Annotated in this window: 13 protein-coding genes; 4 read left to right on the top strand and 9 right to left on the bottom strand. The window is 58.9% G+C overall.

What is annotated here, in order from left to right:
* Positions 1–35: 35 nt before the first annotated feature.
* The 5 genes from phoU to M9827_RS12140 form a co-directional block, all read right to left on the bottom strand.
* The gene (gene phoU, locus M9827_RS12160) at positions 36–797 is read right to left on the bottom strand and encodes a phosphate signaling complex protein PhoU (protein WP_016985766.1); all 762 of its coding nucleotides are present in this window, start codon (positions 795–797) and stop codon (positions 36–38) included.
* A 71-nt stretch (positions 798–868) separates the two neighbouring features.
* Entirely contained in the window at positions 869–1,702 is an 834-nt protein-coding gene (pstB, locus tag M9827_RS12155) for a phosphate ABC transporter ATP-binding protein PstB (protein WP_007920249.1), read from the bottom strand.
* 184 nt (positions 1,703–1,886) lie between these two features.
* Positions 1,887–3,557, bottom strand: a complete 1,671-nt coding sequence (gene pstA, locus M9827_RS12150) for a phosphate ABC transporter permease PstA (protein WP_194935758.1) — start codon at positions 3,555–3,557, stop codon at positions 1,887–1,889.
* 16 nt (positions 3,558–3,573) lie between these two features.
* Positions 3,574–5,607: an ABC transporter permease subunit gene (locus M9827_RS12145; RefSeq protein WP_250605898.1), complete on the bottom strand. Its 2,034-nt coding sequence runs from the start codon at positions 5,605–5,607 to the stop codon at positions 3,574–3,576.
* Between the two features lie 422 nt (positions 5,608–6,029).
* Entirely contained in the window at positions 6,030–7,028 is a 999-nt protein-coding gene (locus M9827_RS12140; protein WP_250605633.1) for a phosphate ABC transporter substrate-binding protein PstS, read from the bottom strand.
* Positions 7,029–7,216: 188 nt separating this feature from the next.
* Here M9827_RS12140 and M9827_RS12135 point away from each other — a divergent pair, with 188 nt between their 5' ends.
* Positions 7,217–8,275, top strand: a complete 1,059-nt coding sequence (locus tag M9827_RS12135; RefSeq protein ID WP_250605632.1) for a helix-turn-helix domain-containing protein — start codon at positions 7,217–7,219, stop codon at positions 8,273–8,275.
* Complete coding sequence (locus tag M9827_RS12130; protein WP_099757544.1) at positions 8,272–8,763, top strand: PIN domain-containing protein; 492 nt, start codon at positions 8,272–8,274, stop codon at positions 8,761–8,763. The genes M9827_RS12135 and M9827_RS12130 overlap by 4 nt, the downstream gene beginning before the upstream one ends.
* Before the next feature lie 15 nt (positions 8,764–8,778).
* On the opposite strand, the gene M9827_RS12125 is transcribed toward M9827_RS12130, so the two are convergent.
* Entirely contained in the window at positions 8,779–10,077 is a 1,299-nt protein-coding gene (locus M9827_RS12125; RefSeq protein WP_250605631.1) for an MFS transporter, read from the bottom strand.
* Between the two features lie 376 nt (positions 10,078–10,453).
* Here M9827_RS12125 and M9827_RS12120 point away from each other — a divergent pair, with 376 nt between their 5' ends.
* Both M9827_RS12120 and M9827_RS12115 read left to right on the top strand, forming a co-directional pair.
* A complete protein-coding gene (locus tag M9827_RS12120; RefSeq protein WP_003229628.1) occupies positions 10,454–10,858 on the top strand; it encodes an acyl-CoA thioesterase in 405 nt (134 codons plus the stop codon).
* Between the two features lie 57 nt (positions 10,859–10,915).
* Positions 10,916–11,815, top strand: coding sequence for a D-hexose-6-phosphate mutarotase (locus M9827_RS12115; RefSeq protein WP_134176444.1), 900 nt, complete (start codon positions 10,916–10,918; stop codon positions 11,813–11,815).
* An 83-nt stretch (positions 11,816–11,898) separates the two neighbouring features.
* On the opposite strand, the gene M9827_RS12110 is transcribed toward M9827_RS12115, so the two are convergent.
* From M9827_RS12110 to M9827_RS12100, 3 genes are all read right to left on the bottom strand, one after another.
* Positions 11,899–12,435, bottom strand: coding sequence for a DUF3299 domain-containing protein (locus M9827_RS12110; protein ID WP_250605630.1), 537 nt, complete (start codon positions 12,433–12,435; stop codon positions 11,899–11,901).
* Positions 12,436–12,528: 93 nt separating this feature from the next.
* Complete coding sequence (locus M9827_RS12105; RefSeq protein WP_007920223.1) at positions 12,529–12,774, bottom strand: GlsB/YeaQ/YmgE family stress response membrane protein; 246 nt, start codon at positions 12,772–12,774, stop codon at positions 12,529–12,531.
* Positions 12,775–12,884: 110 nt separating this feature from the next.
* Complete coding sequence (locus M9827_RS12100) at positions 12,885–13,967, bottom strand: 5-(carboxyamino)imidazole ribonucleotide synthase (RefSeq protein WP_007920221.1); 1,083 nt, start codon at positions 13,965–13,967, stop codon at positions 12,885–12,887.

The following is a 13,967-nucleotide window of genomic DNA, read 5'->3' as shown; positions in this document are numbered from 1 at the left end:
CCGGCCAAAGGGCCGGGCGCTTTTCTCAGGCAATCTTACTTATCGTCAGCATTGCCCGGAACATTAGCGGTTTCGCCGCTTGTGCCTTCAACTTCTTCTTTCATGCGCTTGAGGCCCATGTGGCGCACGTCGGTGCCGCGCACCAGGTAGATGACCAGTTCGGAGATGTTGCGCGCGTGATCGCCGATGCGCTCCAGCGAACGCAGCACCCAGATAATGCTCAAGACCCGCGAGATAGAGCGTGGGTCTTCCATCATGTAGGTGGCCAGCTCACGCAGTGCAGTCTTGTATTCGCGGTCGATGATCTTGTCGTACTGCGCCACCGACAACGCCAGATCGGCGTCGAAGCGGGCAAATGCGTCCAGCGCATCACGGACCATGTTGCGCACCTGGTCGCCGATGTGACGAACCTCGACGTAACCGCGCGGCGCTTCGCCTTCTTCACACAGTTGAATCGCACGGCGAGCGATCTTGGTCGCTTCGTCACCGATGCGCTCCAGGTCGATCACCGACTTGGAAATGCTGATGATCAAACGCAAGTCGGACGCCGCCGGCTGACGACGGGCGAGAATGCGCAGGCATTCTTCGTCGATATTGCGTTCCATCTGGTTGATCTGGTCATCGATCTCGCGCACCTGCTGAGCCAGGCCAGAGTCGGCCTCGATCAGCGCGGTCACCGCGTCGTTGACCTGCTTCTCGACCAGCCCGCCCATGGCCAGGAGGTGGCTGCGCACTTCCTCAAGCTCGGCGTTGAACTGCGCGGAGATGTGGTGGGTAAGGCCTTCTTTACTAATCATGTTGGCGTCCTTGGAGCGTCCGGTAAGGTGCGGTGGGCCGCAGCGTCAATTCTGTGAATAACCCGCAACTGTCAGCCATAACGACCGGTGATGTAGTCTTCGGTCTGCTTCTTCGCCGGATTGGTGAACAGGGTATCGGTGTCGCCAAATTCCACCAGTTTGCCCATGTACATGAACGCCGTGTAGTCGGACACCCGCGCGGCCTGTTGCATGTTGTGCGTAACGATGACGATGGTGAACTTGGATTTCAGCTCGTAGATCAGCTCTTCAACCTTCAGGGTCGAGATCGGGTCGAGGGCCGAGCACGGTTCGTCGAGCAGCAGCACTTCCGGCTCAACCGCGATGGTACGGGCGATGACCAGACGCTGTTGCTGACCACCGGACAGACCGAGTGCCGATTCATGCAGACGGTCTTTGACTTCGTCCCACAGCGCCGCGCCTTTCAACGCCCATTCGACCGCTTCGTCGAGGACGCGCTTCTTGTTGATGCCCTGGATGCGCAGACCGTAAACGACGTTTTCGTAGATGGTCTTCGGGAACGGGTTGGGCTTCTGGAACACCATGCCGACACGACGACGCAGCTCGGCAACGTCTTCGCCCTTGCGATAGATGTTGTTGCCGTAGAGGTTGATCGCGCCTTCGACGCGGCAGCCGTCAACCAGATCGTTCATGCGGTTGAAGGTACGCAGCAGCGTGGATTTACCGCAGCCGGACGGGCCGATGAACGCGGTCACACGCTGTTTCGGGATGTTCATGCTGACGTCGAACAGCGCTTGTTTCTCGCCGTAGTACAGGCTCAGGCCCGGTACTTCGATGGCCACGGTTTCCTGCGCCAGATTCAGGCTCTGCTTGTCTCGACCCAGGGCAGACATATTGATGCCGTGGCTATGTGTTTCGTGCTGCATGGGAGGCTCCCTGTGCTAACAAATTCGGTTCGTTGAACCACTGGCCTTGCCAATGGGTTACTGAAAATCTGTGGCTTGCGCCGATCCTTGTGGGAGCAGGCTTGCCAGCGATGGCATCACCGCGGTGTTACTGGCTGACCGAGTCGCCTGCATCGCTGGCAAGCCAGCTCCCACAGGATTTGTGTTAACTGTCCAAAGCTTTGTATTTTTCGCGCAGGTGGTTACGGATATACACCGCCGACAGGTTCAACGTGGCGATCACCAGCACCAGCAACAGCGCCGTGGCGTACACCAGCGGGCGGGCCGCTTCGACGTTCGGGCTCTGGAAGCCGACGTCATAGATGTGGAAGCCCAGGTGCATGATCTTCTGATCCAGGTGCAGGTACGGGTAGTTGCCGTCCACCGGCAGCGACGGCGCCAGTTTCACCACACCCACCAGCATCAGCGGTGCCACTTCACCGGCGGCGCGGGCCACGGCGAGAATCATGCCGGTCATCATTGCCGGACTGGCCATCGGGATCACAATCTTCCACAAGGTTTCAGCCTTGGTCGCGCCGAGGGCCAACGAACCTTCACGCACGGTACGCGGAATACGCGCCAGACCTTCCTCGGTCGCCACAATCACCACCGGTACCGCCAGCAGCGCCAGGGTCAGCGATGCCCAGAGCAGACCCGGTGTACCGAAGGTCGGTGCCGGCAATGCTTCCGGGAAGAACAAGCGGTCGACCGAACCACCCAGCACGTAAACGAAGAAGCCCAGACCGAACACGCCGTAAACGATCGCCGGAACACCGGCGAGGTTGTTCACCGCGATACGGATGATCCGCGTCAGGGTGTTCTGCTTGGCGTATTCACGCAGGTACACCGCCGCCAGCACGCCGAACGGGGTGACGATCATCGCCATGATCAGCGTCATCATCACGGTGCCGAAGATCGCCGGGAAGATCCCGCCTTCGGTGTTCGCTTCACGTGGGTCGTCCGAGAGGAATTCCCAGATCTTGCTGAAGTAGAAACCGAGCTTGGTGAAGGTGCTCATCGCGTTCGGCTGGTAGGCGTGCACCACTTTGCCCAGACCGATTTCAATTTCTTTGCCGTTGGCATCGCGAGCAGTCAAGGCATCGCGGTTGAACTGCGCATGCAGATCAGCCAGACGCGCTTCGATGTCCTGATAACGCGCATTCAACTCGGCACGCTCGGATTCCATGTCCGCTTGCGCGGTGGCGTCGAGTTTGCCTTCCAGTTCCAGTTTGCGGCCGTGCAGACGGATGCGCTCCAGCCCGGCGTTGATTGCACCGATGTCAGTCTTTTCCAGCGACTTCAGTTGCGCAGCCAGACCGTTCACACGGTTGATCCGCGCTTGCAGCTCAGGCCATGCCGCTTCGCCTTCAGCTATGACTTTGCCATCCTGTTTGACGTTGACCAGGTAGCCGTAGAAGTTGCCCCACTCACGACGCTCGATCGCCATCAGCTCGGGCGGCGTGGTCTGGTTGGTCAGCCACTCGCCGACGATCCAGGTGAAGTCGTTGCCATTCAAATCACGGTTGCCGACCTTGATCAGCTCGCGGGTCATGAATTCCGGGCCTTCATCCGGCACCGGCAAACCGGCGCTCTTCAGACGGGCACGTGGCACTTCTTCTTTCTGCACCACTTCACCGATGACCAGGTGATTAGCCTGGCCCGGTACGTCGTAGTTGGCGTGGACCAGGTCCGCCGGCCAGAAGTGACCCAGACCGCGCACGGCAATCACCGCCAGCAGGCCAATGGTCATGATGACCGCGATGGACACCGCGCCACCGCTGATCCAGACGCCCGGGGCGCCGCTCTTGAACCATCCTTTCAGGGAGTTCTGTTTCACAGACTTCTACCTTTGCTTAAAGCGACGAGTATTTCTTGCGCAGACGCTGACGAATCAGTTCTGCCAGGGTGTTCATGACGAAGGTGAACAACAGCAGCACCAGCGCCGAGAGGAACAGCACGCGGTAGTGGCTGCCGCCGACTTCCGACTCGGGCATTTCCACCGCGACGTTGGCGGCCAGTGTGCGCAGGCCTTCGAACAGGTTCATTTCCATGACCGGGGTGTTACCGGTGGCCATCAGCACGATCATGGTTTCGCCGACCGCACGGCCCATGCCGATCATCAGCGCCGAGAAGATCCCCGGGCTGGCAGTCAGGATCACCACACGGGTCATGGTCTGCCACGGCGTGGCACCCAAGGCCAGCGAGCCGAGGGTCAGGCCACGCGGCACGCTGAACACGGCGTCTTCGGCAATCGAGTAGATGTTCGGGATCACCGCAAAGCCCATGGCCAGACCGACCACCAGAGCGTTGCGCTGGTCGTAGGTGATGCCCAGGTCGTGGGAGATCCACATACGCATGTCACCACCGAAGAACCAGTTCTCCATGAACGGACTCATGTACAGCGACAGCCAGCCCACAAACAGGATCACCGGAATCAGCAGCGCACTTTCCCAACCGTCCGGGACTTTCAGGCGGATCGACTCAGGCAGACGACTGAAGGTGAAGCCGGCGACCAGGATGCCGATCGGCAACAGCATCAGCAGGCTGAAAATGCCCGGCAGATGCCCTTCAACATATGGCGCGAGGAACAGACCGGCGAAGAAACCGAGGATCACCGTCGGCATCGCTTCCATCAGCTCGATCACCGGCTTGACCTTGCGGCGCATGCCCGGGGCCATGAAGTAGGCGGTGTAGATTGCCGCAGCGACGGCCAGTGGCGCGGCCAGCAGCATCGCGTAGAACGCAGCTTTCAGGGTGCCGAAGGTCAGTGGCGAGAGGCTCAGTTTCGGTTCGAAATCGGTGTTGGCGGCGGTCGATTGCCAGACGTATTTAGGCTCGTCGTAGTTCTCGTACCAGACCTTGCTCCACAGCGCGCTCCAGGACACTTCCGGGTGCGGGTTGTCGAGCAGCAGCGGTTGCAGCTTGCCGCCGGCTTCGACGATCAACCGGTTGGCACGCGGCGACAGACCGAACAGGCCCGGGCCTTCAACCACCTGATCGACCAGCAAAGTACGGTGCGCGGTGCTGTGGAAGACGCCGAGCTTGCCGCTGGCATCCAGCGCGAGGAAGCCTTTGCGGCGTTCTTCGGCGGAGATTTCAACGATTGGCGTGGTGCCCATCTGGAAGGTACGGATCTGCTTCAGGCGCAGCTCGCCATCGGTGTCACGGGCCATGAACCACTGGGCCAGGCCACCTTTGGAGTCACCCACGATAAGCGAAATACCACCGACCAGTTGCGTGGTCGCGGTGACTTCGGCGTCAGCGTTTTCCAGCAGTTTGTAGCGACCGTTGAGGCTCTTGTCGCGCAGGCTGAACACATCGGCCTGGGCGCGACCATTGACCACGTACAGCCACTGCTGGCGCGGGTCGACGAAGATGTTTTTCACCGGCTCGGTCATCTGCGGCAGATCGATACGCTTCTGCTCGTTGGTGACTTCACCGGTCATCATGTTTTCTTCGCTGGTCAGCGACAGCACGTTGAGTTGCGAACCGGTCGAACCGACCAGCATCAGGGTCGTGTCGGTGGCATTCAGGCTGACATGCTCCAGCGCACCGCCGGCTTCGTTCAGCGCGATCGGCGTCTCGCCGTACGGATATTCGATGGCCGGGGTGATGGTTTTCTTGCCATCGGGGTAGCTGACTTTATAGGTGTGACGGAACACCAGCGCCTGACCGTTGGACAGACCCACGGCAACCAGCGGATGGCCCGGCTGGTCTTCGCCGATGGAGGTCACGGTGGCACCGGCAGGAACCGGCAGATCGACGCGCTTCAGCTCAGCGCCACTGTCGATATCAAAGAACAATGCCTGGCCCTTGTCGGAAACGCGCATCGCCACCTGATTCTGCTCTTCGAGCGAAATCATCAGCGGCTTGCCGGCGTCCTGCATCCAGGCCGGGGTGATCGAGTCTTTCGCCGTCAGGTCAGCGCCCTGAAACAATGGCGCAACCACGTAGGCGAGGAAGAAGAAGATCAGGGTGATGGCTGCCAGCACCGCCAGGCCGCCAACGAGGACGTACCAGCGAGTGAAGCGATCCTTGAGCGCACGAATGCGGCGCTTGCGTTGCAGCTCAGGCGTATTGAAGTCAATGCGCTTGGGAGGATTAGTAGTCATTTGGGAATTGGCCAGATCATTCATGCGCTCACCCTAGCGATCCTGTATGACAGAAAGATGACAATGCAGTGACGCAGCAAATCCACCGCCAGCGGGGCTGGCAGAGGATCAAAAATTTGAGGTGTGTAAAAGGCCGGTCTGCGCGCAGATCCGGCCTGTTACCTGAGTCCCGTGGGGTTCACCCAGGACTCAATTTGTTACTTCTTTGCGACAGCGCCGCCTTCCTGCAGACCCAGGTCAGCCAGTGCTTTTGCAGCAACCTTGGCTGGCAGCGGGATGTAGCCGTCTTTCACTACAACTTCCTGGCCCTGTTTCGACAGCACCAGTTTCACGAACTCAGCTTCCAGCGGCGCCAGAGGCTTGTTCGGGGCCTTGTTGATGTACACGTAGAGGAAACGCGACAGCGGGTACTTGCCGTTCAGGGCGTTTTCTTCGGTGTCTTCGATGAAGTCAGTGCCGCCCTTCTTGGCCAGAGCAACGGTTTTTACGCTGGCGGTCTTGTAACCGATGCCCGAGTAACCGATGCCGTTCAGCGAGGAGCTGATCGATTGCACGACCGAAGCCGAACCAGGTTGTTCGTTGACGTTTGGCTTGTAGTCGCCTTTGCACAGGGCTTCTTCTTTGAAGTAGCCGTAGGTGCCGGATACCGAGTTACGGCCGAACAGTTGCACTGGCTTGTTGGCCAGGTCGCCGGTCACGCCCAGGTCGCCCCAGGTTTTCACGTCGGCTTTGGCGCCACACAGACGGGTCGACGAGAAGATCGCATCAACCTGTTCCATGGTCAGGTGCTGGATCGGGTTGTCCTTGTGCACGAATACGGCCAGGGCATCCACAGCAACCGGGATAGCGGTTGGCTTGTAGCCGTACTTCTGCTCGAAAGCAGCCAGTTCGGTGTCCTTCATCTTGCGGCTCATCGGGCCCAGGTTGGAGGTGCCTTCAGTCAGCGCAGGTGGCGCAGTGGCGGAGCCAGCGGCCTGAATCTGGATGTTTACGTTCGGGTATTCTTTTTTGTAGTTCTCAGCCCAGAGGGTCATGAGGTTGGCCAGAGTATCGGAACCGACGCTGGACAGGTTGCCCGACACACCAGTGGTCTTGGTGTAGCTCGGGATAGCAGGGTCAACAGCGGCGAACGCGTTGGCGGTCGCAACGCCAGCAGCGACAAAAGTCATTGCCGCCATCAAACGCTTCAGTTTCATGCCTTACTCCTAGCAGATAGGGTGTGTTAAGTCGGGGCCAAGTATCAGCAGGCCGTGTGAACACTCTATGGCTGAAATATGACAATTGGATGAAAGGCCAGCATGGGCCTCGTCTTAAAAAAAGGAAACTCTTGTCAGGTTGACAAATCACTAGCAGAAGATAGTCTTGTCAACCACGAGAGGACACCATGATAAACGACCGAATTCGCCGCGCACGCTTGCAACGAGGACTAACCCTTGATGCTCTGGCCATCCAGCTCGGCGACATAACCAAACAAGCATTGAGCAAATATGAGAAGGGGTTGAGCACCCCTAACTCCACTCGCCTGCTGCAATTAGCTAAAGCACTGCAGGTCAATCCTGAGTACTTTTTCCGTGCAGAAGCGGTCCCGTTGGCGCCTCTGGAATTTCGTAAGCTGGCCAGGATGCCTAAATATCGCCAAGCCCAAGTAGAAGAAAAAATTCGAGAGCACCTCGAGCGATACATCGCCCTAGAGGAATGTTTCGATCCCGCAGACATCCACACTCCTGTCACTCCCGCGCAAATGATTGCAGTTTCCTCTCTTGAAGAAGCCGAGCTAGCAGCTGAGGAGCTTCGCCAATTCTGGGGAATCGGCACTGACCCCATTGCCAACCTCACCGAACAGCTAGAAGAGCACAGCATCAAGGTTGCAATGCTCAATGGCCCAGACGATTTCGATGGCGCCTGCGCTACCACCGGCGACGGCGAGCATGTCCTAATTGCATTGAATGCTGATCGCCCAGGCGAACGAATCAGGTTTACTGCCGCCCATGAGCTCGGTCATTGGGTCATGGCATTACCAGAGGAGATGCCTGAAAAGGATAAAGAGAACTGCTGCCACCGTTTCGCGGGGGCATTTCTGTATCCCGCCAAAAGCGTTACTAGCGATTTCGGCAGCCATCCTCGCACTAGGGTTCATCCACAGGAACTACTGATTGCGAAGCGGCAATACGGTATATCGATGCACGCAGCCCTGAGGCGACTGAAGGATCTGAAGCTACTCAGCGAAGGTGGTTATAAATCCCTCACTATCCAATTCAGTGCCAAAGGTTGGCGAAAGTCAGAACCTGAACCGATGCCGTGCAAACCGCCGCAAAGGTTTGAGTCATTAGCATTTTGGGCGCTGGCGGAGGGGCTGATCACCAAATCTCGGGCTGCCGAACTCTTGCGAAGGCCAGTAAAAACCTTGGACCCGAGTTTCTTGGGCTCACTGGAGAGTGCATGAGTCTTATCTACATCAGTGATACGAATATCTGGATCGATTTCAGAAATGCCGGATTACTGGAGCAGATGTTTAGATTGCCTTTCACTTTGTGCTGCACTGACTTCGTGATGCAGGAACTTGAAGACTTCCCCCACGACGAATTGCTCGACCAAGGTCTGATTATCGAGTCGCTCGATGAAGCCAGTGTAATGCGTTTATACGGCTTGCGAGTCGAGCACAACAACAGCTCCCTGGCTGATGTTTCCTGTTACCTTCTGGCACAGGAAACACGCCGCCCTTTACTAACTGGAGATGGTAGGTTGAGGCGCCAGGCACAACGAGACGGGCTCCAGGTACACGGCGCTTTGTGGCTATTAGACTTAATGGTTGAACACCAAGTTATCGAAGAGCCGCATGCTGCGGTCGCCTTAGCTCACATGCTTGAGCATGGAGCTCGACTCCCAACAAGCGAGTGTGAAACAAGGCTCTTGCGCTGGCGAGAGCCCTAGATAGCTGAACTTGGATCAGCGCCCCTTCTTCCACAACCACGCCCCGACCAGAATCCCCATCGCGCACAGCACTGCCACATAGTAGGCAGGGCCCATCGCGCTTTCTTTCAGCAGCAGGCTGACCACCATCGGCGTCAACCCGCCAAAGATCGCGTAAGCCACGTTGTACGAGAACGACAACCCGCTGAAACGCACCACCGGTGGGAACGCCTTGACCATCACGTACGGCACCGCACCGATGGTGCCGACCAGAAAACCGGTCAACGCGTAGAGCGGGAACAGCCAGTTCGGGTGATCGGCGAGACTGTGATAGAAGGTCCACGAGCTGACCAGCAAGCCCAGGCAACCAAACACAAACACGCGACCGGCACCGAAGCGATCCGCCAGTGCGCCGGAAATGATGCAGCCGATGCTCAAGAATACGATGGCCAGGCTGTTGGATTGCAAAGCTGTGGTCGGCGAGAAGTGATAAACCGTCTGCAACACGGTCGGGGTCATCAGAATCACCACGACGACGCCGGCCGACAGCAACCAGGTCAGCAGCATCGAAATGGCAATGGCGCCTCGATGGTCACGCAGCACCGCGCGTAACGGAACCTCTTCAGCCAGAGCCTTGCGCAATTGCAGTTCGGCGAACACCGGCGTTTCGTGCAGCCAGCGGCGCAGATACACCGAGAACAGGCCGAACACGCCGCCGAGCAGGAACGGGATCCGCCAGGCGTAATCGGACACCTCGGCAGGCGTATAAATGCTGTTGATAGCGGTGGCGACCAGCGAGCCGAGCAGGATGCCGGCGGTCAGTCCGCTGGTGAGGGTGCCGCAGGCATAACCGATGTGTTTTTGCGGTACGTGTTCGGAAACGAAGACCCACGCGCCCGGCACTTCACCGCCAATCGCCGCACCCTGAATCACGCGCATCAACAGCAACAGGATCGGCGCCCAGATACCGATCTGCGCGTAAGTCGGCAGCAGACCCATGATCAGGGTCGGCACGGCCATCATGAAAATGCTCAGGGTGAACATCTTCTTGCGTCCCAGCAGGTCGCCGAAGTGCGCCATGACGATGCCGCCCAGCGGCCGCGCGAGGTAGCCGGCGGCGAAGATGCCGAAGGTCTGCATCAGCCGCAGCCACTCGGGCATGTCGGCCGGGAAGAACAGCTTGCCGACCACGGTGGCGAAGAAAACGAAGATGATGAAGTCGTAGAATTCCAGCGCGCCACCGAGGGCGGACAGCGACAGAGTCTTGTAGTCATTGCGGGTCAACGGTCGTGCGGGTTGCTCGGGCTGCGCGAGGCTCGAAGGCGCTGTGGTCATGGCAAGGGCTTCTCTTATAGTCGGATCTGCCGCCACAACAACGCTGGCGGTGGCTTGGGCAGGTTCGGCACCATAGCAAATTGTTCGAAAAAGCACATAGAGGCGCGTATTTGACGGTCAAAATGAGAACCGGATGGTCGTCGTGGAGTCTACCGATCGATATACTCGCAACCTGCTCCGGTTTGTAGGGGGTTGCTGTGCGAAAACGTCGTTGGCCCGCCCTTTGCTCGGGATTAGCCGGTTTCGCAGAGTTTCTCCTTAGGCGCCTGATGGAAAACGTGACGAACGTAGTATGTTCGGTGCTGAATCGTTTTTCCCGAAGACGGCTACCACCAGCAATACCAACGAAGAGTCACGGGTCAGAGGCACCCCCGGCATGATAGAGCTCGAACAAGAAGATCCAATCCCGCAAGGCGACCTGGCCCTGCAAATCACCGCACTTCCACGTGAAACCAACGGCTTTGGCGATATTTTCGGCGGCTGGCTGGTAGCACAGATGGATTTGGCCGGTACGGCGATGGCCAGCCGCGTGGCTGGCGGCCGCGTCGCCACGGTCGCCATCGACCGCATGGCGTTCCTTGTGCCTGTGGCAGTCGGTGCGCAATTGTCCTTTTATACCCAGACCCTGGAAATCGGCCGCAGCTCGATCCAGATGATGGTCGAAGTGTGGAGCGACGACCCGCTGTCCAGCGAGTGGCGTAAAGTCACCGAAGCGGTATTCGTCTTCGTCGCCATCGACGGCAGCGGCCGCACTCGCTCGGTTCCACCACGCGCGCGCTAAACATCGTGGCCGTTTTACGGTCGATAGTTGTCCTTGTTACTGATCGAGAGCTGTCCCATGAACACGCCCAACGTTGAAACGGTGAAACTGGATGAACTGAACTGCTGGCGCATCCGCCACGGTCAGGCCGAAGTGCTGGTGGCCCAGCAAGGCGCGCACATCCTCAGTTATCAGATCGATGGCCAGCCGCCGATCATCTGGCTCAACGACAAGGCCGAGTTCAAGACAGGCAAAAGCATCCGCGCCGGTGTACCGGTGTGCTGGCCGTGGTTCGGCAAGTTCGAACGCAACCCGCAGAGCGTGCAGGCCATGTACACCGGTGAGCAACCGGCACCCGCGCACGGTCTGGTGCGGGCGATGGATTGGGAGCTGGGCGGCATCGAATCAGAGGCTGACGGCGTCAAGGTAGAATTCAAGCTGCCCTACCCCGAAGGTGGCCTGCCGGGCTGGCCGCATCAGGTCGATCTGACCCTGACCCTGCATTTGTCCGAGCAACTGAGTTTCAGCCTGACCAGCCACAACCGTGGCAGTGGCACCGTCAGCCTGAGCCAGGCGCTGCACACCTATTTCGCGGTCAGTGATGTGCGCAATGTGCACGTCGACGGCGTCGATGGCTTGAGTTACATCGAGACGCTGGATGACTGGAAGACCCTCAGCCAGCAAGGCGACCTGCAATTTGCCGGTGAGACCGACCGCATCTACCTTGATGCTCCGCCACAGCTGAGCATTGTCGATCCGGCCTGGGAGCGGCGCATTGTGCTGACGGCTACCGGTTCACGCACGGCGGTGATCTGGAACCCGTGGATTGATCGCGCCGCTGCATTGGCCGACATGGATAACGATGGCTGGCAGCGCATGCTGTGCATCGAGACGGCGAATGTGATGGATGATTTGGTTACGCTGGCACCGGGTGCGAGCCATACCATGGGTGTTAGCGTCGGCAGCAAACCGCTTTAAGATCAAAAGATCGCAGCCTTCGGCAGCTCCTACATTGGAATGCATTTCCCTGTAGGAGCTGCCGAAGGCTGCGATCTTTTGCTTTAGAGATCCGATTCCTGCACCACCCGCACTTTATCCGCTTCCAGCGCATACGCCGCATCAGCCAGATCATTGCTGACCTTCTCGACCTTCAGCGTGCCGGTCACCCACAGCGGCGTGTAGATATCGTCCAGTTTCAAACCCTTCGGATAACGCACCAGCACCAGTTGATTCGGCGGCGGTGGCGGCACATGGATGCACGCGCCCGGATACGGCACGAGGAAGAACAGCGTGCTGCGGCCCTTGGCGTCGGACTCCAGCGGCACCGGATAACCACCGATGCGGATGTGCTTGTCGTTCATCGACGCTACGGTTTTGGTCGAATACATCACTGCCGGCAGACCTTTGGCCTGCTTCATCCCGCCCCTCTCGGTGAAGGTGCCGGTGGCTTCCGGGGAGTTGTGGTCGATTTCAGGCATGGCCTCGAGGGCCTTTTGGTCCGACTTGGGCATCAGTTCGAGCCAGTCGGTTTCCGGCAGTTCGCCGGCATGGGCCAAACCGCTGCAAAGGAAAAGGAGAGTCAACAGAAGACGGCGCATGTAGGTGCTCGGTATAGAAAGGAAGGAACAGTGAATCGCCGAGCATTCTAGCCCTCCCCGCCGCTTTGGCAGAGAGGGCTTTGTCGCTTTGGATCAGTTCTTTTTGATCAGGCCGTAGATCACCAGCAACACGATGGCGCCGACCAGTGCGCCGATGAAACCTGCGCCCTCACCTGCGTGATAGATGCCCAGGGCCTGGCCGCCGTAAGTGGCCGCCAGCGAACCGCCGATACCGAGCAGGATGGTCATGATCCAGCCCATGCTGTCATCGCCCGGTTTCAGGAACCGCGCCAGCAGGCCGACGATCAGGCCGATAAAGATGGTTCCGATAATTCCCATGGCATTTCCCTCTGAATAGTAGATATGCGAAGCCTAGACAGACTTTGGCATCCTGCCATGAGAGAACGGCGGCCCCTGAATGGTTCCGCCGCTGCCACATGAAACTGTCGTTATTCGGCGATCAGCGCTTCGACCTTGACGATCTGCGCCTGCAGCGTGGCCATGTCGGCGCAGCGCAGGTTGGCGTGACCGACCTTGCGCCCGGCCTTGAAGGCCTTGCCGTAGTGGTGCAGATGGCAGTCTTCGATAGCGATGACTTTCTCCACCGGCGGAACCACACCGATGAAGTTGAGCATTGCGCTCTCGCCGACCTTGGCCGTCGAACCCAGCGGCAGGCCGGCAACGGCACGCAGGTGGTTTTCGAACTGGCTGCACTCGGCGCCTTCGGTGGTCCAGTGCCCGGAGTTGTGCACGCGCGGGGCGATTTCGTTGGCCTTGAGACCACCGTCGACTTCAAAGAACTCGAACGCCATCACGCCTACATAGTCGAGCTGCTTCAGCACACGGCTGGAGTAGTCTTCGGCCAACGCCTGCAACGGGTGATCGGTGCTGGCTACGGACAGCTTGAGGATGCCGCTGTCGTGGGTGTTATGCACCAGTGGATAGAACTTCGTTTCACCATCGCGGGCACGCACGGCGATCAGCGAGACTTCTCCGGTGAACGGCACGAAGCCTTCCAGCAGACAGGACACACTGCCGAGCTCGGCAAAGGTGCCGACCACATCTTCCGGCTTGCGCAGGACTTTCTGGCCCTTGCCGTCGTAACCCAAAGTGCGGGTTTTCAGCACGGCCGGCAGACCGATTGAAGCGACGGCAGCGTCCAGATCGGCTTGCGACTGAATATCGGCGAAAGCCGGAGTCGGGATGCCCAGGTCCTTGAACATGCTCTTTTCGAACCAGCGGTCGCGAGCGATGCGCAGGGCTTCGGCGCTCGGGTAGACCGGGACGAATTGCGAGAGGAATGCCACGGTCTCGGCCGGGACGCTTTCGAATTCGAAGGTCACCAGATCGACTTCATCAGCCAGTTGGCGCAGATGATCCTGATCGCCGTAATCGGCCCGCAGGTGTTCGCCCAATGCGGCCGCACAGGCGTCCGGCGCAGGGTCGAGGAAAGCGAAGTTCATGCCCAGCGGAGTACCCGCCAAGGCCAACATGCGACCCAACTGGCCGCCACCGATTACACCGATCTTCAT

The sequence above is a fragment of the Pseudomonas sp. AKS31 genome (genome assembly GCF_023634765.1).
GTDB lineage: Bacteria > Pseudomonadota > Gammaproteobacteria > Pseudomonadales > Pseudomonadaceae > Aquipseudomonas.
The sequence above is the reverse complement of the archived record's forward strand: the minus strand, read 5'-3'. Positions and strand labels throughout refer to the sequence as shown.